Raw genomic sequence first — 22,454 nt, forward strand, 5'->3', positions numbered from 1 at the left:
GGTCTTGATCGTAGATCCCGTGAGTTCGGGAAAGCTGTATCCCCCGGTGCTCGAACAGTACGGGATCGAGACGATCCTCTTGGACACCGATCAGGCGCTGGTATCGGGATTCCGCCCGACGCCAACCCCGGGCGCACTCGATTTCGCCACTGATTTCGGATCTTCCTACGAGCTGCTACTCCGAATGTGTGTGGAGCGTTCGGTGAAGTATGTCATCGCCGGCTCCGAACCCGGCGTGGAGTTGTGCGATCGGCTGCGCGCCGATATCCCGGACTGCCCCGCCGGGGATACGGCCCTGCCGATGCGAAGATGGGATAAGCAGTACATGTTCGAAGCTCTGGCGGCTGCCGGGGTTCCCACCTTGACGACCAGGGCCGTCCCGGTGGGACACCGCGCGGTACCGGCGGAAGCGGTGGCGGAACTGCGTGCGGGCCGGAAGTTGGTGGTCAAACCCGCACGGGGTGCGGCCTCTGTCGGCGTCCGGCTGGTGGATGCCCCGGAACGGCTGACCGACGCCGTGTGCGCGATCACCGACAGCGCCGGACTTTTCGGGGGCGCCTCGGCCGCGCTGATCCAGCAGATGTACCCGGCTCCGCGAGTGGAATACGCGGTGGACACCTTCTCCACTCCCAGCGGTCACGAACTCCTGTGCGTCAGCGTCTACGACAAATGGGTATCGGATTCCGGTGATTTCGTCTACGACCGTGGTCGCTGGATCGGCCACGACGACCCGGTGGTGGGTGAGTTGGCCGATTACGCGACGCGGGTGCTCGATGCCCTGGGGGTGTGGGTCGGGCCCGCGCATATGGAGATCATGTCCGGCACGCTGGGCCCGCGCCTGATCGATTTCGGGGCGCGCGCGCACGGGATAGGCCATCCGCAGCACACCTTTTCGCTCACCGGGAACTCGCAGGTCCACCGCGAGTGCGAATACATCGCGGAACGCTTCGGGTTGCGCGCCGAGGTGCCGGGGCGCGGCGTGGGCTATTCGTTGGCCGGGCACGGTGCACTGGTGTTGCTGAGCATCGATCGGCAGGCCCGGTATCTGGGTGGAGCCGACGCGGAGATGGCGGGCCTTCCCGGCGTGCTCCAGGTGCGGATGGCGGCGGAGCCGGGCAGGACGTACCCGACCACACGATCCATGATGGATTCGGTGGCGCTGGGACTGGTTTTCGTCACGGCGGACAGTGCCGACGAATTGGATTTCCGGTGCGCCGAAGTCCGTAAGCGGGTCGGCGACTTCTTCGTCCCGGTCTGACCGGGTGGGGCGCCCGGGTTCCGGGTGCGCCCCACCACAGCGGCGGAACGGAACACCGGTCAGCGGTGACGGGTGCGCATATGCCAGGTGCTCACCAGCAGGATCGGGACCAGGATCAGCCCGCCGACCATGAGCAGCATCCAGAGGTCCTCGAACTGGCCGCTGCCCTGCGACTGGGCCGAATATGCGACGGCGTCCTGCGGTGGCGCCGCCAATTCCGCTGCGCCGAGCGCGGATTCCGAGTCGTCACCGGGTATTTCGCCGACCGCGGCGCTCGGGCCCAGCGCGAAACCGTAGTCGAGCAGGCGCGCGGCCTGCTCCCAGGGCCGGATCGGCAGCACGTCGGCCTGCAGCAGGGTCACCGCGAGCCTGCGTCCGTCGCGTTGGGCGGCGGCGACGAAGGTCTGCCGGGCGTCGTCGGTGTAGCCGGTTTTTCCGCCCAGCGCGCCCGGATAGTTGTAGAGCAGGCCGTTGTCATTGGCGATCGGGAACCCCGGATGATCCGGATCGCCGGGCACCTTCGGGTCGGGTGGAAAGCCGGGGAAGTCGAATTGCTCGGTGCCGATCATCTCCGCGAACAGCGGTATCGACATGGCCTCGCGGAACAGCAGCGACAGGTCATAGGCCGAGATGCTCATCCCCGGGCCGTCGAGCCCGGAGGGGGTGGCCGCCCGGGTGTCGTAGGCGTGCAGCGCCGCGGCGAGATCGTTCATCTTCGCGATCGCGGCCTCGTCTCCGCCGAGTTGTGCGGCCAGCGCGTGCGCGGCGTCGTTACCGGATGCCATGACCAAGGCGTGCAGCAGTTGGTTGTTGGTGTAGCGACCGCCCGGGCCGATGCCGACCCGGGTGCCCTCCACATCGGCGTCGGCCTGGGTGCCCACGACGACCTTGTCCAGGTCCAGCGTGCGCAGCGCGACGATCGACAGCAGCACCTTGATCGTGCTCGCGGGGCGGTAGCGTCCGTGCGGATCCTTGGTGGCGACCACCGCGCCGGTGTCCAGATCCGAGACCATCCAGGCGGTCGCGGAGATATCCGCGGGCAGCGCGGGGGCGCCGGTCGGCAGCACCACACCGCATTCGGCGAGCCGTTTGCCGCCGACCGGGGCATCGGGGACGGGTAGCGCGGCCGGAGCGGCCGCACCCGGTTCGGGAACCTCGGAGGCATCGATCGCCGGCGGCGGCAGCGCCTTCTGCGGGCAGCTGTCGGTGACCGGGGTGGCGAACGGAGTCGTGGTGGGCGGCGGGGGCTGCGCTGTCGCGAGCCCGCAGACGGTGAACGGCACGGCCGCGACGACCACGGCGGTGAGCACCGAGCCGAGACGATGGGCGGTGCGCTGGTGTAGGTCCCTCTTGTACATCGACGCCGAGCCTAGAATCCCGGCCCGCGAGACGTGCGCCACAGTGCTCCCACCGGCGGTTTACGGACCGACCGGTTTCCTGGATCGTTCCGTCGGTTCAGCCCAGGAGCACGGCGTATCCCGGTTTGATGATGTCGTCGATGATCCGCAGGCGCTCCGGGAACGGGATGAACGCCGACTTCATCGCGTTGATGGTGAAGCGCTCCAGGTCGCTCAAGCCGTACCCGAAGGTCTGGTGCAGTTTCAGCATCTCCCGGCTCATGGTGGTATCGCTCATGAGCCGGTTGTCGGTGTTCACGGTCACCCGGAACCGCAGCCGCGCCAGCAGGTCGAAGGGATGTTTGTCGAGCGAGGGCACCGCACCGGTCTGGACATTCGACGATGGACACAGCTCGAGCGGCACCCGGGTATCGCGGACGTAGGCGGCCAGGGTGCCCAGCCGGGCTTCCTCGATCGCGCCGGGCACCTCGATATCGTCGACGATGCGCACCCCGTGGCCGAGCCGTTCGCAACCGCAGAAGGCCAGCGCCTCGTGAATCGACGGCAGACCGAACGCCTCACCCGCGTGAATCGTGAAATGCGCGTTGTTGACCCGCATGTACTCGAAAGCGTCCAGATGCCGGCTGGGCGGGTAACCGGCCTCCGCGCCCGCGATATCGAACCCGCAGACACCTCGATCGCGGAAGCGGACCGCCAGCTCGGCGATCTCCCGGGACCGCGCGGCGTGCCGCATGGCCGTCAGCAGACAGCGCACGACGATCGGCGTCCCGGCCGCGGCGGCCGCCGCCTCACCCGCCGCGAAGCCGGCGAGTACGTGTTCGACCACTTCGTCGAGGGTGAGGTCCTGTTCCAGATGCTGTTCGGGGGCGAAGCGCACCTCGGCGTAGACCACGCCGTCCGCAGCGAGGTCCTCGGCGCATTCGCGGGCGACCCGACGCAGACCCGCCGCAGTCTGCATCACCGCGACGGTATGGGTGAAGGTCTCCAGATAGCGTTCCAGCGATCCGCTGTCGGCCGCGTCCCGGAACCACCGCGCCAGCGATTCGGCGTCGGCCGCGGGCAGCCGGTCGTAACCGCAGTCCGCGGCCAGCTCGAGCACGGTGGCGGGACGTAGCCCGCCGTCGAGGTGGTCGTGCAGCAGAGCCTTCGGCGCCCGGCGCAGTGTGGCGAGATCAAGCGGCAAGGGTCCGGTCATGTATCGACGGTATCGCCGAATGTCGCGCCGGTCAGCCGGACGCCCGGAAAGGTTCCACCTCTTCCGCTGCCGCTCACCCCGAATTCTTCCCGTGGTCAGCGGCTGGATGCGGGTGGTGCGCGTGGTGGTGAGACCCGGCGGCCGGGTGCCCGGAATGCCCGTGCGGGGTCCACGGGAGTTCGGCGCGAGACCGGTCCCGGTGCCGTTGCGTGCCGATCCGATCGAGGATCAGCGGCCGGGCGGCGGGCAGGGCGTCGGGCTCCGTGCCGACGGCGACCGCGTCCGCCAAGGCCTCGAACGCCCCGGGAAAAGCCTCCGGAGTGTCGGTGTACAGGGTGAGCAACGGCGCGCCGGCGGTGACCCGGTCGCCCGGGACGGCGTGGATCCGGATCCCGGCGGCGGCCTGCACCGGGTCGCCCTGGCGGGCCCGGCCCGCGCCCAGCCGCCAGGCGGCGATACCGACCCCCCGCGCATCGAGACGGCTGAGCGTGCCGGAGACGGGCGCGGACAGGGTCTCGGTGTGCGCGGCGATGGGCAGCGCCGCGCCGGGGTCGCCGCCCTGGGCGCGGATCATGGCCCGCCAATGGTCCATGGCGCGGCCGTCGGCGAGCGCGTCGGCGGGATCGGTGTCCAGACCGGCCAGCACGACCATTTCGCGGGCCAGCGCGAGAGTCAGTTCCACTACATCGGCCGGTCCGCCGCCGGCGAGCACTTCGACCGCCTCGGCGACCTCGAGCGCATTGCCCGCGGTACGGCCCAGAGGGGTGTCCATGGCGGTGAGCAGCGCGACGGTGTCCACGCCCGCGTCGGCGCCCAGATCCACCATGGCGGTGGCGAGCGCGTGCGCCTCCTCGCGGGTGCGCATGAAGGCGCCCGAACCGACCTTCACGTCGAGCACCAGGGCGGCGGTGCCCTCGGCGATCTTTTTGCTCATGATCGAACTCGCGATCAGCGGGATCGATTCGACGGTGCCGGTGGTGTCGCGCAGCGCGTACAGGCGTTTGTCGGCGGGCGCCAGATCGGCCCCCGCGGCACAGACCACGGCGCCCGCGGCGGGGTCGGTGAGGATCTCCCGCATCCGGGCGGGTGCGATATCGGCCCGCCACCCGGGGATCGACTCCAATTTGTCCAGCGTTCCACCGGTGTAGCCCAGTCCGCGGCCGGACAGCTGCGGCACCGCCGCGCCGCAGGCGGCGACCAGCGGGGCCAGCGGCAGGGTGATCTTGTCGCCGATACCGCCGGTCGAATGTTTGTCGACTGTCGGGCGGGGCAGATCCGTGAAGTCCAGCCGCCGGCCCGAATCGATCATGGCGCGGGTCCAGCGCGCGGTCTCGCGGCGGTTCATCCCGCGCAGCACGATCGCCATGGCCAGCGCCGCCATCTGTTCGTCGGCCATCTCGCCCCGGGTGAAAGCGGCTATGGCCCAATCGATCTGCTCGTCGGACAGTTCGTCGCCGTCCCGCTTCGCCCCGATGATCGATACCGCGTCGTATGCCCTCACGCCCCCAGTCTCGCAGCGTTGCGCCCGCCGTGACGGTTTCGGCGGGCCGTGCCGTCCTCCGTCGGTCGCCGGACCCGGCGTGTCCCGGCCCGCCCGCCCTGCCCGGGCGGTGCGGGAGCGCGCATGCGCTGATCACCCGGGGCTACACGAGTGGCCCGGGGATCCGGTTCACGGTGGCCCGGGGCTCAATCCTGCAGGGCGCGCAGGGTGTCGAGGCGATGCTGCACCGTCGGGCCCGTGGGGGCGACGATGATCTCGTCCGCCCCGGTGTCCTTCACCAGGGTGTCGAGCCGGTCCCGTACCTGGTCGCGCGTGCCGATCGCCTGGTCGGCGTTGCGGTCGTCGACGAAGGCGTTCTCCGCGTCGGTCCACTGGTAGGCCTCCGCCTCGGCGAGCGTCGGGATTCGCCGCGGAAGCTGGCCGGTGCGCATCCACAGCTGGACCAGACTCTGCGGAAGAGTCCGGCGACGGGCCTCCTCGGCGGTATCGGCGATCACGGTCGCCACGGCCAGCATCGAGCGCGGCTCCTGCAATACTTCCGACGGCCGGAACTCGCTCCGGTACAGGTCGAATACCAGCGGGGTGTTGCGGCCACCCGCGAAATGATGGGCGAATGCGAACGGCAGCCCCATCATGGCGGCCAGCCGGGCGCTGAAGTCACTGGATCCGAGCAGCCACATGTCGGGGGAGTCGCCGTGGCCGGGCACGGCCTGGATCCGGTCCCCCTGACCGCCGCGCAAGGGCGGGATGGTCCCGAAATAGGCGAGCAGTTCCACCACCTGCTTGGGGAAATCCTCGACCGCCTCGGCCGCGGCGCCGCGCCGGATGGTGGCCGAGATGAGCGGGTCGGTGCCGGCCGCCCGGCCCAGGCCCAGGTCGATCCGGTCTCCGTAGAGTGCCACCAGGGTGCCGAACTGTTCGGCCACCACCAGCGCGGAATGGTTGGGCAGCATCACCCCGCCGGACCCGACCCGGATCCGCTCGGTCGCGGCCGCGACCGCGGCGATCAGCACCGGCGGCGCCGAACTCGCGATCCCCGGCATGCCGTGGTGCTCCGCCACCCAGAACCGGTGGTACCCCAGTCGCTCGGCTTCGCGGGCGACGGTCAGGGTGTCGGCGAGGGCCTGCCGGTGTGAACCGTCGGCGGCGACGGCGGCCAGGTCCAGGACGGAGAGGGGAACTGTCATACCCGGACCAACCCGCCGGACGGCGCCGGGATTCCATGGGTCGTCGCACCGGCACGGCGACCGTCCGCTCGGACGCGGCGCCGGACGTCCTCGCCGGACGACCGTGCGCTGCTCGCAGCACGGACGGCGGCGCGAGGCGCGGCCGTCAGGTCCGGCCGGCGGCGAGGTCGTCCGGCCCGAAGGCGTCGGCCAGCAGCCGGCTCAGTGGCCTCGGCCCGCCGGGATGGTCCACCAGCAGTTCCTTTCCGCCGAACTCGTAGAGCACCTGGCGGCAGCGACCGCAGGGCAGCAGGACCTCCCCGCGCGAATCACAGACCGAAACCGCGATGAGGCGCCCGCCGCCCGCGGATCGGTTGTTGCCGACCAGTACGCATTCCGCGCACAACCCCAGCCCGTAGGACACGTTCTCCACATTGCAGCCGACCGAGATCGACCGCCCGTCCCAACCCGCCGCACCTACCGGAAAACGCGAGTACGGGGCGTAGGCTCGCCGCATCGCCTCATGTGCGCTGGTGCGAAGTAGGTTCCAGTCGATATCCATACATGCTCCCGCTGTCGGTGATCGGCCCGATCTGTTCCGGCCCCAGCTTCGCGTACGGACCCGCCCGGCGCGCCTCGGTCCGCGCGGTCGTCTCCGAACAATGTGAAACACGTCGCTCCACCCGGAGATATGTAGGGTGCCCGGCCCTCCGGCCCGGGTATCAGCCACCAGGAAGGTGCCGAATGACGCTTCCGAAGTTCCTCATCGTCATGGTGTATTCGAAACTGCTCTTGTCCAAGCTCAACGCGTACGACGAGGTCGAGGTGCGGCTGGAGTACCAGATCGTGCCCGACCACGAGGCCGATCCCGCGGTCGGCGAATACCCCCAGAGCGCGCTGGCGAGCCAGGCCCTGCTCGGTCGGGTGACCGGCGATATCGTCGAGACGGTCTTCAACTACGAAGCCGTGCGCCTGCGGGTCGAGTCGATCCACGAAGGCGACTGATCCCCGTCCGTTCCATCGTGGCGGGTCGCAGCGCTCGCCGGGTGGTTCGGAGCTGTCCGGCGACCCGGTGGATCGGCGGCCTCGGGGTCGCCACGAGATGGGCGGACAACGGGGCGCCTCCGGGAATTCCGGGATATCACCGGAAACTCTTTCGTCCGGAGGCGATCTCTCGGCTACTCTGGAGTAACTTGGCCTCGTGGACTGAGACATTTTGCACATTGCCGCCGCGCACAATGGCGACTTCGGCAGGGAGGGTCCGCGTGCCCGGGCTAATTCGCGCGCCATGCGTAGGTCTCCCGTCGAGATTGTGAAATGCGCTGCACGGCAAAGGTTTGCGGAACAAGCGCACTCCCCGGCGGTGTTCTATCGGAGGGTGGCAGAGGGCGCGACGGACCCGCCGCACAAGCCCTCCGCGGCCCTACAAAGGTAAACCTAACCTGTGTGATCTGGGCGAAACGCGCGGCACGCCGAATTAGTTCCCCGATTGTCAGAGGATTAGAGTCCAGAACAGATCGGTTCAGGTTCGGCGGCGGCGAGCCCATCGACAGCGGCCCCGGAGTAGGTCCTTGTCGGCCGCGGGTTGGTGCGCCACCGAATTTCCGGCCCGCCACACCGGTGCCGGGATCTGTGACCGGGTCCATCAACGATGTTGGAGGCACCGAAACTCTATGGCCACGATAGAAGCTCCGGCTCAGCCGAAGCGCAAAACGCTGTACCGAGGCGACCCCGGAATGTGGTCCTGGGCCCTGCACCGGATCACCGGTGTCACGGTTTTCTTCTTCCTTTTCGTGCACGTCCTGGACACCGCGCTCGTACGGGTCAGCCCGGAAATGTACGACGACGCGATCGCGATCTACAAGACCCCGATCGTCGCGCTCATGGAAATGGCCCTGGTCTTCTGCGTGCTGTTCCACGCGCTCAACGGTGTGCGAGTCATCCTGGTGGACTTCTGGTCCAACGGGCCCCGCTATCAGAAGCAGATGCTCTGGGGCATCATCGGGCTCCTGGTCGTGCTCCTGGTGCCCTCGATCGGCCGTATGTTCTACCTACTGTTGACGGAGCACTGAGACCATGACCGCACCTGTTCTCGGCAAGTCCCACGACCGCCCGGCGAGCCTGGACCTTCCACGCTCCCCGCGTTCGCACTCCAGCGGCAACTTCGAGAAGTACGCCTGGCTGTTCATGCGGTTCTCCGGCCTCGCGCTCATCGTGCTGGTCTTCGGCCATATGGCGATCATGCTGCTGCTCGACGGCGGCGTGAAACGGCTGAACTTCGCCTTCGTCGCCGGCCGCTGGTCCAGCCCGTTCTGGCAGATCTGGGATCTGGCCATGCTGTGGCTGGCGCAGCTGCACGGCGGCAACGGTGTGCGCACCGTGATCGCCGACTACTCGCGCAAGGATTCGACCCGGTTCTGGCTGAACACCCTGCTGGTGCTGTCGATGATCCTGATCATGGGCGTGGGCACCTACGTCATCTTCACCTTCGACCCCAATATCAGTTAGGAACGGGCCCCCTCGCATGAGTGAGCGCAGCGAACGAACCGACGCCGCAGGTGAGAACAGTGAACGCAGCGGCGCAGTCGAGTCTCGACCTGTTCAGGAACACCGCTACGACGTCGTGATCGTCGGCGCCGGCGGTGCGGGTATGCGTGCGGCTATCGAGGCCGGCCCCCGGGCGCGGACGGCGGTGCTGACCAAGCTGTACCCCACCCGCAGCCATACCGGCGCGGCCCAGGGCGGCATGTGTGCGGCCCTGGCCAACGTCGAAGAGGACAACTGGGAGTGGCACACCTTCGACACGGTCAAAGGCGGTGACTACCTGGTCGATCAGGACGCGGCGGAGATCATGGCCAAAGAGGCCATCGACGCGGTGCTCGACCTGGAGAAGATGGGCCTGCCGTTCAACCGGACGCCCGAGGGCAAGATCGACCAGCGCCGGTTCGGCGGTCACACTCGCGACCACGGCAAGGCTCCGGTGCGGCGCGCCTGCTATGCCGCCGACCGTACCGGTCACATGATCCTGCAGACGCTCTACCAGAACTGCGTCAAGCACGACGTCGAGTTCTACAACGAGTTCTACGTGCTGGACCTGGTGCTCACCGACACCGACCGCGGACAGGTCGCGACCGGTGTCGTCGCCTACGAGCTGGCCACCGGCGAGCTGCACGTCTTCCACGCCAAGTCGATCGTCTTCGCGACCGGCGGTTCGGGCCGGATGTACAAGACCACCTCCAATGCGCACACGCTGACCGGCGACGGTATGGCGATCGTGTTCCGCAAGGGGCTGCCGCTCGAGGACATGGAATTCCACCAGTTCCATCCGACGGGCCTGGCCGGACTCGGCATCCTCATCTCCGAGGCCGTGCGCGGTGAGGGCGGAATCCTGCGCAATGCCGACGGCGAACGATTCATGGAGCGCTACGCGCCCACCATCAAGGACCTGGCGCCACGCGATATCGTCGCCCGCTCGATGGTGCTCGAGGTGCTCGAGGGTCGCGGCGCCGGTCCGAACAAGGATTACGTCTACATCGACGTGACCCACCTCGGCGCGGACGTGCTCGAGGAGAAACTGCCCGATATCACCGAGTTCGCCCGCACCTACCTCGGTGTGGATCCGGTGAAGGAATTGGTGCCGGTGTTCCCGACCTGCCACTACGTGATGGGCGGTATCCCCACCCGTATCCACGGCGAGGTGCTCAAGGACAACACCGATGTCGTGCCCGGTTTGTACGCCGCCGGTGAGTGCGCCTGTGTCTCCGTGCACGGCGCGAACCGGCTCGGCACCAACTCGCTGCTCGATATCAATGTGTTCGGCCGCCGCGCCGGCATCGCCGCCGCGGAGTACGCCCTGCGCGCCGAATTCGTCGATATGCCGGAGACCCCGGCTCAGATGGTGCAGGAGTGGCTGTCGCTGATCCTGTCCGACCACGGCAACGAGCGGGTCGCCGATATCCGCACCGAACTGCAGCGGTCGATGGACAACAACGCCTCGGTGTTCCGCACCGAGGACACCCTCAAGCAGGCCCTCACCGACGTGCACGCGCTCAAGGAGCGCTACGCGCGGATCACGGTGCAGGACAAGGGCAAACGCTACAACAGCGATCTGCTCGAGGCCCTGGAGCTGGGCTTCCTGCTGGAACTGGCCGAAGTCACGGTGGTCGGCGCGCTCAACCGCAAGGAGTCGCGCGGCGGCCACGCCCGCGAGGACTACCCGGATCGCGACGACGTGAACTTCATGCGGCACACGATGGCCTACAAGGAAGGCGCGGATCTCCTCTCGGATATCCGGCTCGACTTCAAGCCGGTGGTGCAGACCCGTTACGAGCCGATGGAGCGTAAGTACTGATGACCGCTGTAGCCGAGAATCCCGCAGCGTCGGCCGCGAACCCGGCGCCGGTTCCCGAGGGCTCGACCATGATCACCGTCAAGGTGGCCCGGTTCAACCCGGAGGACGGTGAGGGGCAGCGCTGGGAGTCGTTCCAGGTGCCGGCCCTGTCGACGGACCGGTTCCTGAACATCCTCATCTACATCAAGTCCTACCTGGACGGCACTCTCACCTTCCGTCGCTCGTGCGCGCACGGTGTGTGCGGGTCCGACGCGATGCGGATCAACGGGGTGAACCGGCTGGCCTGCAAGGTCTTGATGAAGGACATGCTGCCGAAGAACGGCAAGCCGGTCACCATCACCGTCGAGCCCATTCGCGGCCTGCCGGTCGAGAAGGACCTGGTTGTGGATATGGAGCCGTTCTTCGACGCGTTCCGGGCGGTGAAGCCCTACCTGATCACCTCCGGTAACGAGCCGACCTACGAGCGGATCCAGAGCCAGGCCGACCGCGCTCGGTTCGACGACACCACCAAGTGCATTCTGTGCGCCTGCTGCACCACGTCGTGCCCGGTGTACTGGACCGACGGCAGCTACTTCGGCCCGGCCGCGATCGTGAACGCGCACCGCTTCATCTTCGACAGCCGTGACGAAGCCGCCCGGGAGCGCCTGGACATCCTCAACGAGGTCGACGGTGTGTGGCGCTGCCGCACCACCTTCAACTGCACCGATGCCTGCCCCCGCGGGATCGAGGTCACCAAGGCCATCCAGGAAGTCAAGCGGGCGCTGCTGTTCGCGCGCTGAGTCCGTAGTCGTCCACAGCACCGCCCCCGTGCCCGGCACGGGGGCGGTTTTGTTTTCCCGGTTATTTGGGTTCCATCACACGAACTTGATAATTCGGGTAACCGAACTTACGATTCTGACTGGAAGGCGGTGGTTCGGAATGCGGGTGTTTCTCCGGGTCGCCGCCGTGTTCGCGGTCTGTGTGACGGCCGTGGCGCTGAACGCCTGCGCGTCGTTCCATCTTCCGCGCGACGGCAAGCCGGTGGTGGTCACCACCTTCACCGTGCTCGCCGATATCGCGTCGAACATCGCCGGTGCGCACCTCGACGTGCAGTCGCTGACCAAACCGGGCGCCGAGATCCACGGATACGAACCGACCCCGGGCGATATCAAACGGGCCGCCAAAGCCGATCTCATCCTCGACAACGGGATGAACCTGGAGGCCTGGTTCGGCCAGTTCGTCGCCGATATCGACGCGGAGCACGTCACTGTCAGCGACGGTGTCGCATCGGTGCCGATCACCTCCGACGCCTACGCGGGCACACCGAATCCACACGCCTGGATGTCACCGCTGAACGTGCGGACCTATGTGGACAATATGGTCGCCGCCTTCACCCGGCTCGCTCCCGAACACGCCGCGGCGTTCCGGGCGAACGGGGAACACTACAAACAACGTCTGCAGCTGGTCCACGACGAACTCGTCGCCGATCTGAGTGCCCTGCCGCGCCGCCAGCGCGCCCTGGTGACCTGCGAGGGCGCCTTCTCCTACCTGGCTCGCGACGCCGGGCTCTCGGAGTACTACATCTGGCCCGTGAACGCCGAACAGCAGGCCACCCCGCAGCAGATCACCCGCGTGATCGAATATGTCCGTGACCACGAGGTTCCGGCGGTGTTCTGTGAATCCACCGTCTCCGACGCCCCGATGCAGCGGGTCGTCGAAGCCACCGGCGCGCGCTTCGGCGGTGTGCTCTACGTCGACTCGCTGTCCGCGTCCGACGGTCCGGTGCCGACCTATCTGGACCTGATCCGGCACGATGCCGAGACCATAGCCGCAGCACTCACCGGGAGCAGGCCATGACAGTCCCCGCGATCGACGTCGACGGCGTCAGCGTCTACTACGGCGAAGTACAGGCACTCGACCAGGTCCGGCTGACCGTCGACGCCGGGCGGGTCTGCGCGCTGATCGGAATGAACGGGTCCGGGAAATCGACCCTGTTCAAAACCCTCATGGGCATGATCACCCCGGACCGCGGCACGGTCCGGATCGGCGGAGACAAACCGGTGGTCGCCCGCAAGGCCGGGGCGGTCGGGTATGTGCCGCAGAACGAAGCCGTCGACTGGTCGTTCCCGCTCTCGGTGCGCGATGTGGTGACCACCGGTCGCTACGGCCGGATGGGGTTCACCCGCCGGCCGAGCCGCGCCGACCGCGCCGCGGTGGACGAGGCGCTGGAACGGGTCGACCTGACCGATCTGGCCGACCGCCAGATCGGGCGGCTCTCCGGCGGCCAGCGCAAACGTACGTTCGTCGCCCGGGGGATCGCGCAGGGCGCCCGGATCCTGCTGCTCGACGAGCCGTTCGCCGGGGTCGACAAACGCTCCGAGGCGACGATCACCGGGCTGTTGCGGGAGCTGGCCGCCGACGGCGCGACCGTGCTGATCTCCACCCACGACCTGCACGCGCTGCCCGGACTGGCCGACGAGGCCGTACTGCTGATGCGCCGGGTTCTCGTGCACGCGGCTCCCGAGGAGGCGCTGCGGCCGGAGAATCTCGCGCTCGCCTTCGGGCTCGACGTGATCGGACAGCGGTGAATCCGATGGACCTGCTCGAATTCCTTCTCGAACCGATGCGCTACGCCTTCATGGTGCGGGCCCTGACCGCCAGCGTCGTCGCGGCGACCGTGTGCGGTCTGCTGTCCTGCTGGCTGGTGCTGGTGGGATGGTCCCTGATGGGGGACGCGGTCTCCCACGCGGTGCTGCCGGGCGTGGTGCTCGCCTATATCGCCGGGGTGCCGTTCGCGGTCGGCGCGGTGGTCTTCGGGTTCTTGGCCGTCGCGTTGATCGGGTTGGTCCGGGATACCAGCCGGGTGAAAGAGGATGCCGCGATCGGCATCGTGTTCACGACGCTGTTCGCCTTCGGCCTGGTTCTCATCTCGGTGACACCCAGCAATACCGACCTCAACCACATCATCTTCGGCAACCTGCTGGGTGTGAGCCGCGAAGAGCTGATCCAGATCGCCGGGCTGGCCGCACTGGTCTTCCTCGCACTCGTGCTCAAACGACGCGACTTCACCCTCTACGCGTTCGACCCCGTCCACGCCTACGCTCTCGGTCTCAATCCCCGGGTGCTGGGCGCGACGCTGCTCGGCCTGCTCGCGCTCACCTCGGTGGTGGCCCTGCAAGCGGTGGGCGTGATCCTCGTGGTGGCGATGCTGATCATTCCCGGCGCGACCGCCTACCTGCTCACCGAGCGTTTCGGGCGGATGCTGGTGATAGCCCCGACCCTCTCGGCGGTCTGCGCGGTCATCGGTCTGTACGTGAGCTATTACGCCGACACCGCTTCCGGCGCGACCATCGTGCTGGCCCAGGGTGTCGTGTTCACCGTGGTCTATCTGTTCGCGCCCAGGCAGGGTCTGATCGGTTCCCGCCTCGCCGCTGTCCGGCGCCGCGGGCGGGACGGGTCCGCGATCGCTCCCGAGGCGGCCGCCGAACCGCGCTGAGCGGCGGCGCATTCACAGCAGCATCTCCTCCCATGGGGCGGCCCGCCGCCAACTCTCGCCCGCGAGCACTACATGGTCCAGGAACCGCAGCCCGACGGTTCGCGCCGCCGCGGCGAGCAGGGTACTGGCGCGACGGTCGTCCGGGCTGGGAGTCGGGTCGCCGGACGGGTGATTGTGGGCGAGCGCGAAGGCGCGGCCGTCGTGGCGCAATACCGTATTCAAGATCTCGCGGACCGGCACGGCGACCTCGTCGATCGCGCCCTCGGCGACGAAGACCCGCTGTCGCGGCCGATTGCGGGCGTCGCAGACCAGTACCAGCAGCCGCTCCACCCGCGCCCCGGCGAACAGCGGGCCCGCCGCGCGCGCCACATCCTCGGCCCGCAACAGTGGCGCCGCAGTCTGTGTGCTGACGCGGGACCGGGCGGCGAGCTGGAACGCGGCGGTGATCGACGCCGCCTTGGCCACACCCACCCCGGACTGTCGCAGCAACTCCTCCGGCCGGGCCGACGCCAGACCGGCCACCCCGCCGAACTCGGTGAGCAGGGCAAAGGCGAGTTCCAGGGCGCTCTCCCCGCGGCGGCCCTGACCGAGTAACAGCGCGAGCAACTCACCGTCGCTCAGCGCCTGCGGTCCGAGCGCTCGCAGCCGTTCTCGCGGCCGCTGTGCCACGGGCAGATCGGTGATCGGTACCGGCATGGCTCCCCCTCCAGACTCCGTGCGTCCGGATCATGCCAGTCGGTACCGACAGTGTCGGTGGGTCCGGCCCGGCCGGGCGACTCCCGAGAATTCCGGCGGGGTCAGCCGTCGACGACCGCGGGCTGCGGGGAACGAGTCAGCGCAGACGCGGCGAGACGCTCGAAATGCCGCAGCTGCCGCTCGTGCACCACGATCCGGCGCAGCGCCTCGTGAATGGTCGCCTTACTGTTCGCGGTACCCATGATGGCGCCGGCGGCCGCCAGCAGGTCCTGGTCCAGATCGATCCGCACGGTCGGCATGCGTCCTCCTTCGTACATCCGCCGGGTGCGGCGGCGTGTCACCCCATGCGGGATGAACCGGCAGCGGCTGCGCAACGACAAACCCCGCTGGCCAGACAGTTTGCCCAGTCGGTGCCGGTTTATCGACAAAATGTGCGCGGTGTGTCCACATCGAGACCTGGCGCGCCAGGGACGAGCCCGTTCACTGCCGCCGGTGCGGTATCGGAGCGGGTTGCGAGGTCAGCGCGGAGTGAGCCGGGATTCGAAATTGCGTTCGAGTTCCCGCCAGGCGCGTGACTCGGCATCGAACGGCGGATTGGGCGCCATCCGGGTCGGGTCCGGGTTCAGCAGGTACGAGATGTACCAGCCGAGGGGTGTCGATTTGGCCAGCGCCTGTTCCACCGCGTTGTCGTCGGCGTAGTCGGCGGCATCGGAGAAAAGTTCCAGAACCAGATCGAGCTGCTCGGTGTCGACCGCTTCCGGCCCCGTCGCCAGATCATCGGCCAGGCCGGGCAGGACGTAGACGTTCTCCTCGGTGACCTCGACCTCGAGCGATCCGTCGATGGCCGCGGTCTGCACTTCGGCGAAGGTGCTCACCCGGGCGAGATCGTGTTCGTGATCGTCGGCGAGGTAGCGTGCCAGCGCGCGTTCGCTGCCGAAAACCGAGATGGCCTTCGTGGCCCCGAGGAAGATCGGCTCGTCGTCGAGATAGCAGCGCAGGGTGAAGTATTCGGTATCGGCCGTCACGATCTTGACAGGGTCGATCCCGACCTCCTCCCAGAAGGTGAGTTCCGCGTCGTCGTCGTCTTCGGAGTCGTCGTCCTCGTCCAGGTCGACGGGCTCGAAATCACTGTCGTCGTCGGTATCGGCCGCGTCGTCGGCGTCGACCTCGTTCTCCTCGGCGGCCAGCAACTCGGCTTCGGCCAGCGCGACCGCTGCGGCGTCGACCTCCGGGACGCGCACCACCGAATCGATGGCGTCGAGGACGTCGTCCCAGCTCTTGGCGACCGCGGCGCCGATCCGATCCCACAGCTCCAGACCCTCGCGGCCCGCGAACATATGGGTGCCACCGGCCAGCGCGCTGAGCGACGGGTGTGAGCCGAAGAACTTGGTGACCGTCTCGAGCTCGCAGACCTCGCCGATATTGCGCACCATGGCCAGGGTGTCTTCCAGCTCGGCGATGGTGTCCACATCCGGATCACCGGCGGCCAGTTCCGGCACCCCGACAAGATCGAACGAGTAGTTGTCGTCGGGCTCGAGTTCGGCGGCCGACAAACCCGCGACGACCTTCCAGGCCGGATGCTCGACCAGGTCGTTATCGGAGTCGGTCCGGATGAAGGCCGCTAGCTCGGCCACCGACTCGAAGCCGTAGAGGGCGTCCTCGTGTCCTAGGAACGCCTCCCACTCGTCGTCACCGTCACGCCAGCGCGGTGCCCACAGGGTGACAAGATCGCCGTCGGTCAAACCGAGCTCGATCGGGACGATGTCTCCAGAAGCCATATGGGGAAGCCTAATATGTCCAGCACGGCAGGGCCTACCCCTGGTCCGCGCACGGTCGTGGCGGAGGTTGAGGTAGGCATTTGGCGCGCGGCCGGAGCAGGGGTTGAGGTAGGCAGTTCGCGCATGGCCGGAGCGGGGGTTGAGGTAGGCAGTTCGCGTGCGGCCGGAGCGGGGGTTGAGGTAGGCAGTTCGCGCGTGGCCGGAGCGGGGGTTGAGGTACGCAGTTCGCGCATGGCCGGAGCGGGGGTTGAGGTACGCAGTTCGCGCATGGCCGGAGCGGAGGCGGAGGTACGCCCGGCTGCAATCCACACGCAGCCGCGGGTCCGGCCGATCTACGCCTGATGCGTTTCGCGATCAGGCGCCGTCCGGCCCACTTCCCGCCCCTGCCTCCTGCGCCGGGGCGAACGATTCGTTCAGTGCGGCAACGACCTCCGAGCGCTGACCCCCGGCGTCTTCGGCGGCCTGCCGGCAGGCCCAGATGATGAGCTGCGCCGTTTCGGCGGGAGGCAGCGTCGTCACGGCCTCGGTGAGCTGCAGACTCACCAGCGCGCCGTCGCTGTTCACCTCGGCGCTCACCATTCCGTCTTCGGTGGTGAACCGGCCACGGACCTGCTTGAGTCCGTACAGCGCCGCTTCGAGCGCCTCCAGTTTCTGCGTGGCCCCGGCGACCAGGGCGTCCATTTCCGCGCTCATGCGTGCCTCCTGGATCCGAGCGGGTGTGCGTCGTATCGGTGCCGCGAGGGCCGGCGACTCATACCGGCCTCATCCAGCTCGTCGGGCCGGTGTCGTCATCGTCCATTCGGTCCAGTTCGTCCACGGCTTGGCGGCGGGTCGGCAGGCCCAGTTGGTCGAGGATGTCCTCGGGCATTCCGTTCTCCGCCAGCATTTCCCGGCGTTTGGCCTTGGCCGCGATGGTGGAGCGGTGGGTCAACCGCAGGATCTCGTCGGCGAGTGCGCGAGCGCCGTAACGGTATTCGCTGCGCTCGAATTTGATCTCCACCGGCATGCCCTGGTCGGTGGCGCGTACCGATAGGGTGCCGGCCCGATTGCGGCTCGCCGCCATCGTGACATTCGGCACCTCGGGAACCTGCTGCTCACTCATATTCTGTCCACTCGTCATGATCGGATGGCTCCCGCTGCGGGTGCCGGCGGGTACGGACGGTTCATTCCGTCGGCCGGTAGAACCCGAGGAACTCCATCCCGCTGTTCTCGGTCCGCACCGAACTGATCTGCACCGGATCGCCGGCTTCGATCAACTGTCCGTTGCCGACGACCATGGCCACATGGCCGTCCCATACGGCCAGATCGCCGGGCATCAGATCACCGGGCGATACCGGGGTGGCGCCGTTGGCCTGTTCGTGGGCCAGCCTGGGCAGTTCCACACCGGCCTCGCCGTAGGCGTACTTCGTCATCCCGCTGCAGTCCAACCCGGAACCGGGGCTGTTGCCGCCCCAGACATACGGCGTGCCGAGGGTTCCTATCGCCGCCTTCACCGCGGTGGCTGCCTTCTCGTTCGGCGCCTCCACCACACTGCCGTCCGGCAGGGTGACCTTCACGCCCTCGCCCTCCGCGGCGCCGGTCGAGGTCGACGTTTTGCTGGGGGTTCCCGCGCTCGTCTTGGTCGTGGCGCCGCTCGGGCTCGACATCGCGGTGCTCATCATCGAACCGGCCACGCCGGCGACATTGCTGAGGCCGGAGGTCACGGTCGAAATGGCCTGGGTACTCACCGGCGCGGTACTCGCCGCGGCGGGAGTGGGCGGCGGCGGGGTCAGTTCGTTCATCGACGCGGTCTGGGTCTGCAGGTCGTTCTGCACCCTGCCGACGACGCCCAGCGCCTGCCCCAGATGGTCGATCGCGGACCCGACCAGCAGCGACAGGCCCGCCGGCGTGCCCAGTGTGGGCGCCGCGGCGGTCGCGGTGTTCACGAACGACTGCGCGATCGCGGTCAGATCCTTGTTGCCGGTCTCGACATGAGCCGCGGCCTGGCCCATCACCGTGGCCATCTCGTTGCCGCGATCGGAGATGCTCGCGGCCGAGGTCTGCACCCGCAGGGCCTTGGAGGTCGCGGCATCCGCGCCGGTTCCGTCCCACGCGGTGTTCATCTGATTGATGCCCGTGCGCCCCAGCGCGTGCACCTGGTCGATGGCGGTGGAGGCCGCGCGCAGCGAATCACCGGGGCCGCCGGTCGCCAGCACTCCGGTACCGAAGCTGGCCAGCAGCTCGAGAATCGGCTCGGCCAGCGATTTGATATCGATCACCGGGTCACTCCCCGGCGGCACCGCGCAGGGCGGCCGCGGTGCTGATATCGGCCTCGGCGTAACTCACCGCGGCGACGCCCGCCGCCCCGCCCATCGTGCCCAGCACCGCGGACAGTTGCCCGATCGTCGCCAGATGACCGGCGTGCGCGGCAGTGTAGGCCGCCAGGAAATCACCGCCGACCAGACCGAATATCGGTCCCAGGATCGCGGGCCCGGCACCGGATGCTCCCGTCCCCGCCGCCGCGAGTTCGGCGGCCATTACTCCGGCGGTGGCGCCGTAGGCCGCGATGCCGTCGGCATCGGCTGAGATGTTCACCATCAGTGGTTCCCCCATCGACTTCGTTAACGGGCAGAGTATGTCATCTACCGGTTTCGACGCACCGGCTTCGCACACGGTTCCGCGAAAATCGAACTCGCGAAAAGTCCCGGCGAGGCGGCGGTATACGCATGGTCGACTTTATCGTTCCCTCATGCGCACGCACACCCTGGATCATCCGCTCGTGGCGATACTGCTCACCGCGCTCCGCGACGAGCGCACACCCGACCCGGCTTTCCGGGCCGCCCTGCGTGATCTGTCCAGGCTGCTGGTCTACGAGGCGCTGCGCGACGCTGCGGTGGAGCATTTCGACATCACCACCCCGGTCGCGCCCACCCAGGGCGTGCGCTTGGCCCGTCCACCGCTGCTGGTGCCGGTGCTGCGGGCCGGACTGGGCATGGTGGACGCCGCCACCGACCTCATCCCGGACTCGCAGGTGGGATTCGTCGGTGTCGCGCGCGACGAGCGGACACATCAGCCGGTGCCCTATCTGGAATCGCTGCCCGACGACCTGTCTTCGACCCCCGTCATGGTGCTGGACCCGATGCTGGCCACCGGCGGATCCATGCTGCACACACTGGGGCTGCTGGCCGGCCGCGGCGCGACCGACATCACCGCGGTATGTGTGGTGGCGGCGCCCGAAGGTATCGCCGCGCTGGCGGGTTCGGGATACCCGGTGCGGCTGGTGACGGCCGTGATCGACGACCGGCTCAACGCCGACGCCTATATCGTGCCCGGACTCGGGGACGCGGGGGACCGGCAGTTCGGGCCGCGCTGAACGGTCAGCCGGCCAGAGTCCGGCAGTAGTCGCGCAGCTCCGAAAGCCTTTCCTCCGCAGCCTTTCCGGCGGCGGCGAGACCGGACGGGCCGGAAACCGGTTGCACTGCCTCCAGATAGCATTTGAGCTTCGGTTCGGTGCCCGAGGGCCGGATGACCAGCCGCACACCGTCACCGGTGAAGACGAGGGCGTCGGTGCGCATCCGGCCCCGGAGCGCGGACATATCGACGTAGTCGACAGGTGTCGCGGCCAGTTCCGCGGGCGGCGCGGCGCGTAGTGCGTTCACCACCTCGGCCGCCGCCCGCTGATCCGGCAGTCGTAGCGAGACCTGGTCGGTCAGGTGCACGCCGAAACGGATCGCCAGCTCGTCGAGCTCGTCGATCAAGGTACGGCCGCGGGCGCGCAGCTGTGACACCAGATCCGCGGCCAGCACGGCCGCGGAGATACCGTCCTTGTCGCGTACGGTCGCCGGGTCCACGCAGTGCCCGATGGCCTCCTCGTACGCGTAGACCAGACCGTCGCCCGCTCTGGCCAGCCATTTGAAGCCGGTAAGGGTTTCGGCGTAGCGGGCGCCCCGGGCCGGCGCGAGCCGGGAGAGCAGTCGCGAGGAGACGATCGTGGTGGCCACCAGCGCGTCGGCCGGGGCGGTGCGCAACACGTGATCGGCCAGCAGCACCCCGGTTTCGTCGCCGCGCAGCATGCGCCATCCCTCGGGTGTGGGGACGCCCAGAGCGCACCGGTCGGCGTCGGGATCCAGCGCGATCGCCAGGTCCGCGTCCACCTGCTCGGCCAGCCGCAACAGCAGATCCGCGGCGCCCGGTTCCTCGGGGTTCGGGAAGGGGGTCGTCGGGAAATCGGGGTCGGGCGCGAATTGTTCGGCGACCGCGTGGATATCGGAGAAACCGGCGGCGCCGAGCGCGTGCACAGCGGTCGCGCCGCCGACACCGTGCAGCGGAGTGAACGCGATCCGGATATCGGCGCGCTCGCCGGATCCGCCCAACAGCTGGGGTAACTGGGCGACCCGGGCCAGATAGCGCGACAGGACATCGCCGCCCGACGTTTCCACGGGTGTGCGCGGAATCGGCTCGGTGCTCGCCGCGATCCGCTGCTCGATCTCGGTATCCGCCGGGGCCAGCAGTTGCGCGCCACCGTCGACGTACACCTTGTAGCCGTTATCGGCGGGCGGGTTGTGGGAGGCGGTGATCTGGACGCCCGCCACCGCGTCCAGCGCGCGGACGGCGTAGGCGGTCACCGGAGTCGGCAGCGGTTCGGGCAACCGGATCACCACGAACCCGGCCGCGGCCAGCACCTCCGCGGTGACCTCGGCGAACTCCGCCGATCCGTGCCGGGCGTCGCGCCCCACCACCACCCGGCCGCCGCCCAGACACCGATCCCGCAGCCAGGCCGCGAGTCCGGCGGTGGCCCGAGCCACCGTGGTCACGTTCATCTCGTCCGGGCCGGGGCCCAGCGGCCCGCGCAGTCCCGCCGTCCCGAAAGTCAGCATCTACAGCTGCTCCAGCAGTCCGCGCAGCAGTTTGCCCAGACGCGGCGCGGCCGCGCGCCCCTCGGCCAGCACTTCGGCATGCGTCAGCGGCGCCCCCGTGACCCCGGCCGCCAGATTGGTGACCAGTGAGACACCGAGCAGCCGGGCCCCGAGTGCGCGGGCGGCGATGGCCTCGAGCACCGTGGACATCCCGACCAGGTCGGCGCCGATGGTGGCCAGCATGCGGATCTCGGCGGGCGTCTCGTACTGGGGGCCGGTGAGCCCGGCGTACACACCCTCGGTGAGTTCGGGATCGATCTGCTGGGCGAGCCGGCGCAACTCCGGATCCCAGGCGTCCACCAGGTCGACGAAGGAGGGCCCGCTCAACGGGGTCGTGCCGGTGAGATTCAGATGATCGCGCACCAGCACCGCTTCGCCGACCCGCAGGCCCGGCCGGATACCGCCGGCGGCGTTGGTCAGGATCACCGTCCGCGCACCGGCGGCCACCGCGGTGCGCACCGGATGCACCACCTCGTCGGGCGTGTGCCCCTCATAGAGATGCTGGCGCCCCATCAGCACGAGGGCATCGGTATCGCCGACCGACACCGACAACACCCTCCCGATATGGCCCTGGGCGGTGGGCGCGGCGAAACCGGGCAGCTCCGGCATGGGTATCTCGGCGTTCGGGGTCCCGAGTTCGGCGGCGGCGTCCTGCCAGCCCGAACCCAGCACCACCGCGACCCGGTGTCGATCCACTGACGTCCGGGCCGCGATCTCCGCAGCGGCCTCTTCGGCAAGCATGGCGGTCAGTGTATGGCCTCCCGCGCCCCAGGCCCGCCCG

The 22,454-nt window shown here is 68.6% G+C and carries 24 protein-coding genes; 10 read left to right on the top strand and 14 right to left on the bottom strand.

Annotation, left to right across the window (positions count from 1 at the left end; all coding sequences use genetic code 11):
- The first annotated feature begins 4 nt into the window (after positions 1-4).
- On the top strand, positions 5-1,258 hold the full coding sequence (locus OG804_RS26725; RefSeq protein WP_328391072.1) for an ATP-grasp domain-containing protein: 1,254 nt from the start codon (positions 5-7) through the stop codon (positions 1,256-1,258).
- Positions 1,259-1,317: 59 nt separating this feature from the next.
- Here OG804_RS26725 and OG804_RS26730 read toward each other — a convergent pair whose 3' ends face one another.
- The 5 genes from OG804_RS26730 to OG804_RS26750 all read right to left on the bottom strand — a co-directional run bounded on the left by OG804_RS26730 (position 1,318) and on the right by OG804_RS26750 (position 7,040).
- Positions 1,318-2,616, bottom strand: coding sequence for a D-alanyl-D-alanine carboxypeptidase family protein (locus tag OG804_RS26730; RefSeq protein ID WP_328391074.1), 1,299 nt, complete (start codon positions 2,614-2,616; stop codon positions 1,318-1,320).
- A 97-nt stretch (positions 2,617-2,713) separates the two neighbouring features.
- Complete coding sequence (locus tag OG804_RS26735) at positions 2,714-3,811, bottom strand: adenosine deaminase (RefSeq protein ID WP_328391076.1); 1,098 nt, start codon at positions 3,809-3,811, stop codon at positions 2,714-2,716.
- Positions 3,812-3,884: 73 nt separating this feature from the next.
- Positions 3,885-5,312: a thymidine phosphorylase gene (locus OG804_RS26740; protein ID WP_328391078.1), complete on the bottom strand. Its 1,428-nt coding sequence runs from the start codon at positions 5,310-5,312 to the stop codon at positions 3,885-3,887.
- Positions 5,313-5,497: 185 nt separating this feature from the next.
- Positions 5,498-6,499: an LLM class flavin-dependent oxidoreductase gene (locus OG804_RS26745; RefSeq protein WP_328391080.1), complete on the bottom strand. Its 1,002-nt coding sequence runs from the start codon at positions 6,497-6,499 to the stop codon at positions 5,498-5,500.
- Between the two features lie 145 nt (positions 6,500-6,644).
- Positions 6,645-7,040 (bottom strand): cytidine deaminase, encoded by a 396-nt coding sequence (locus tag OG804_RS26750; RefSeq protein WP_328391082.1) that lies wholly within the window; start codon positions 7,038-7,040, stop codon positions 6,645-6,647.
- A gap of 182 nt (positions 7,041-7,222) precedes the next feature.
- Between OG804_RS26750 and OG804_RS26755 the strand changes: the two genes are divergently transcribed.
- From OG804_RS26755 to OG804_RS26790, 8 genes are all read left to right on the top strand, one after another.
- Complete coding sequence (locus OG804_RS26755; protein WP_328391084.1) at positions 7,223-7,483, top strand: hypothetical protein; 261 nt, start codon at positions 7,223-7,225, stop codon at positions 7,481-7,483.
- A gap of 668 nt (positions 7,484-8,151) precedes the next feature.
- Complete coding sequence (sdhC, locus tag OG804_RS26760; RefSeq protein WP_328391086.1) at positions 8,152-8,550, top strand: succinate dehydrogenase, cytochrome b556 subunit; 399 nt, start codon at positions 8,152-8,154, stop codon at positions 8,548-8,550.
- Between the two features lie 4 nt (positions 8,551-8,554).
- On the top strand, positions 8,555-8,986 hold the full coding sequence (locus OG804_RS26765) for a succinate dehydrogenase hydrophobic membrane anchor subunit (RefSeq protein WP_328391088.1): 432 nt from the start codon (positions 8,555-8,557) through the stop codon (positions 8,984-8,986).
- 16 nt (positions 8,987-9,002) lie between these two features.
- Complete coding sequence (gene sdhA / locus OG804_RS26770; RefSeq protein WP_328391090.1) at positions 9,003-10,829, top strand: succinate dehydrogenase flavoprotein subunit; 1,827 nt, start codon at positions 9,003-9,005, stop codon at positions 10,827-10,829.
- Positions 10,829-11,608, top strand: a complete 780-nt coding sequence (locus OG804_RS26775; protein WP_328391092.1) for a succinate dehydrogenase iron-sulfur subunit — start codon at positions 10,829-10,831, stop codon at positions 11,606-11,608. The genes sdhA and OG804_RS26775 overlap by 1 nt, the downstream gene beginning before the upstream one ends.
- Positions 11,609-11,747: 139 nt before the next feature.
- Positions 11,748-12,665, top strand: a complete 918-nt coding sequence (locus OG804_RS26780) for a metal ABC transporter substrate-binding protein (RefSeq protein ID WP_328391094.1) — start codon at positions 11,748-11,750, stop codon at positions 12,663-12,665.
- Entirely contained in the window at positions 12,662-13,396 is a 735-nt protein-coding gene (locus tag OG804_RS26785) for a metal ABC transporter ATP-binding protein (RefSeq protein ID WP_328391096.1), read from the top strand. Before OG804_RS26780 ends, OG804_RS26785 begins: the two co-directional genes overlap by 4 nt.
- A 5-nt stretch (positions 13,397-13,401) precedes the next feature.
- On the top strand, positions 13,402-14,304 hold the full coding sequence (locus OG804_RS26790) for a metal ABC transporter permease (RefSeq protein WP_328391098.1): 903 nt from the start codon (positions 13,402-13,404) through the stop codon (positions 14,302-14,304).
- Positions 14,305-14,316: 12 nt separating this feature from the next.
- Here OG804_RS26790 and OG804_RS26795 read toward each other — a convergent pair whose 3' ends face one another.
- From OG804_RS26795 to OG804_RS26825, 7 genes are all read right to left on the bottom strand, one after another.
- The gene (locus OG804_RS26795) at positions 14,317-15,000 is read right to left on the bottom strand and encodes a JAB domain-containing protein (protein WP_328391100.1); all 684 of its coding nucleotides are present in this window, start codon (positions 14,998-15,000) and stop codon (positions 14,317-14,319) included.
- 101 nt (positions 15,001-15,101) lie between these two features.
- Positions 15,102-15,299, bottom strand: coding sequence for a type II toxin-antitoxin system VapB family antitoxin (locus OG804_RS26800; protein ID WP_328391102.1), 198 nt, complete (start codon positions 15,297-15,299; stop codon positions 15,102-15,104).
- 219 nt (positions 15,300-15,518) lie between these two features.
- The gene (locus OG804_RS26805) at positions 15,519-16,778 is read right to left on the bottom strand and encodes a primosomal protein (RefSeq protein ID WP_328391104.1); all 1,260 of its coding nucleotides are present in this window, start codon (positions 16,776-16,778) and stop codon (positions 15,519-15,521) included.
- A 354-nt stretch (positions 16,779-17,132) separates the two neighbouring features.
- The gene (locus OG804_RS26810) at positions 17,133-17,471 is read right to left on the bottom strand and encodes a YbaB/EbfC family nucleoid-associated protein (RefSeq protein ID WP_328391106.1); all 339 of its coding nucleotides are present in this window, start codon (positions 17,469-17,471) and stop codon (positions 17,133-17,135) included.
- A 58-nt stretch (positions 17,472-17,529) separates the two neighbouring features.
- Positions 17,530-17,880 carry a hypothetical protein gene (locus OG804_RS26815; protein WP_328391108.1) on the bottom strand — a complete coding sequence of 117 codons (351 nt, stop codon included), beginning with the start codon at positions 17,878-17,880 and terminating at the stop codon, positions 17,530-17,532.
- 61 nt (positions 17,881-17,941) lie between these two features.
- Positions 17,942-19,036, bottom strand: a complete 1,095-nt coding sequence (locus OG804_RS26820) for a C40 family peptidase (protein WP_328391110.1) — start codon at positions 19,034-19,036, stop codon at positions 17,942-17,944.
- Between the two features lie 4 nt (positions 19,037-19,040).
- The gene (locus OG804_RS26825; protein ID WP_328391112.1) at positions 19,041-19,355 is read right to left on the bottom strand and encodes a hypothetical protein; all 315 of its coding nucleotides are present in this window, start codon (positions 19,353-19,355) and stop codon (positions 19,041-19,043) included.
- 151 nt (positions 19,356-19,506) lie between these two features.
- Here OG804_RS26825 and upp point away from each other — a divergent pair, with 151 nt between their 5' ends.
- Positions 19,507-20,130, top strand: a complete 624-nt coding sequence (upp, locus tag OG804_RS26830) for a uracil phosphoribosyltransferase (RefSeq protein ID WP_328391114.1) — start codon at positions 19,507-19,509, stop codon at positions 20,128-20,130.
- Positions 20,131-20,134: 4 nt separating this feature from the next.
- On the opposite strand, the gene OG804_RS26835 is transcribed toward upp, so the two are convergent.
- Complete coding sequence (locus OG804_RS26835) at positions 20,135-21,634, bottom strand: phospho-sugar mutase (RefSeq protein ID WP_328391116.1); 1,500 nt, start codon at positions 21,632-21,634, stop codon at positions 20,135-20,137.
- Positions 21,635-22,414 (bottom strand): purine-nucleoside phosphorylase, encoded by a 780-nt coding sequence (locus OG804_RS26840; protein WP_328391118.1) that lies wholly within the window; start codon positions 22,412-22,414, stop codon positions 21,635-21,637.
- Positions 22,415-22,454: the final 40 nt, after the last annotated feature.

It is taken from the genome of Nocardia sp. NBC_00416, from assembly GCF_036032445.1.
Classification (GTDB): Bacteria; Actinomycetota; Actinomycetes; order Mycobacteriales; family Mycobacteriaceae; genus Nocardia.

Coding starts and splice junctions, on each gene's coding strand:
- OG804_RS26730 (WP_328391074.1), bottom strand. CDS start 2,616: ATGTACAAGAGGGACCTACACCAGCGCACCGCCCATCGTCTCGGCTCG.
- OG804_RS26735 (WP_328391076.1), bottom strand. CDS start 3,811: ATGACCGGACCCTTGCCGCTTGATCTCGCCACACTGCGCCGGGCGCCG.
- OG804_RS26745 (WP_328391080.1), bottom strand. CDS start 6,499: ATGACAGTTCCCCTCTCCGTCCTGGACCTGGCCGCCGTCGCCGCCGAC.
- OG804_RS26750 (WP_328391082.1), bottom strand. CDS start 7,040: ATGGATATCGACTGGAACCTACTTCGCACCAGCGCACATGAGGCGATG.
- OG804_RS26755 (WP_328391084.1), top strand. CDS start 7,223: ATGACGCTTCCGAAGTTCCTCATCGTCATGGTGTATTCGAAACTGCTC.
- sdhC (WP_328391086.1), top strand. CDS start 8,152: ATGGCCACGATAGAAGCTCCGGCTCAGCCGAAGCGCAAAACGCTGTAC.
- OG804_RS26765 (WP_328391088.1), top strand. CDS start 8,555: ATGACCGCACCTGTTCTCGGCAAGTCCCACGACCGCCCGGCGAGCCTG.
- sdhA (WP_328391090.1), top strand. CDS start 9,003: ATGAGTGAGCGCAGCGAACGAACCGACGCCGCAGGTGAGAACAGTGAA.
- OG804_RS26775 (WP_328391092.1), top strand. CDS start 10,829: ATGACCGCTGTAGCCGAGAATCCCGCAGCGTCGGCCGCGAACCCGGCG.
- OG804_RS26780 (WP_328391094.1), top strand. CDS start 11,748: ATGCGGGTGTTTCTCCGGGTCGCCGCCGTGTTCGCGGTCTGTGTGACG.
- OG804_RS26785 (WP_328391096.1), top strand. CDS start 12,662: ATGACAGTCCCCGCGATCGACGTCGACGGCGTCAGCGTCTACTACGGC.
- OG804_RS26790 (WP_328391098.1), top strand. CDS start 13,402: ATGGACCTGCTCGAATTCCTTCTCGAACCGATGCGCTACGCCTTCATG.
- OG804_RS26795 (WP_328391100.1), bottom strand. CDS start 15,000: ATGCCGGTACCGATCACCGATCTGCCCGTGGCACAGCGGCCGCGAGAA.
- OG804_RS26800 (WP_328391102.1), bottom strand. CDS start 15,299: ATGCCGACCGTGCGGATCGATCTGGACCAGGACCTGCTGGCGGCCGCC.
- OG804_RS26805 (WP_328391104.1), bottom strand. CDS start 16,778: ATGGCTTCTGGAGACATCGTCCCGATCGAGCTCGGTTTGACCGACGGC.
- OG804_RS26810 (WP_328391106.1), bottom strand. CDS start 17,471: ATGAGCGCGGAAATGGACGCCCTGGTCGCCGGGGCCACGCAGAAACTG.
- OG804_RS26815 (WP_328391108.1), bottom strand. CDS start 17,880: ATGAGTGAGCAGCAGGTTCCCGAGGTGCCGAATGTCACGATGGCGGCG.
- OG804_RS26825 (WP_328391112.1), bottom strand. CDS start 19,355: ATGGTGAACATCTCAGCCGATGCCGACGGCATCGCGGCCTACGGCGCC.
- upp (WP_328391114.1), top strand. CDS start 19,507: ATGCGCACGCACACCCTGGATCATCCGCTCGTGGCGATACTGCTCACC.
- OG804_RS26835 (WP_328391116.1), bottom strand. CDS start 21,634: ATGCTGACTTTCGGGACGGCGGGACTGCGCGGGCCGCTGGGCCCCGGC.
- OG804_RS26840 (WP_328391118.1), bottom strand. CDS start 22,414: ATGCTTGCCGAAGAGGCCGCTGCGGAGATCGCGGCCCGGACGTCAGTG.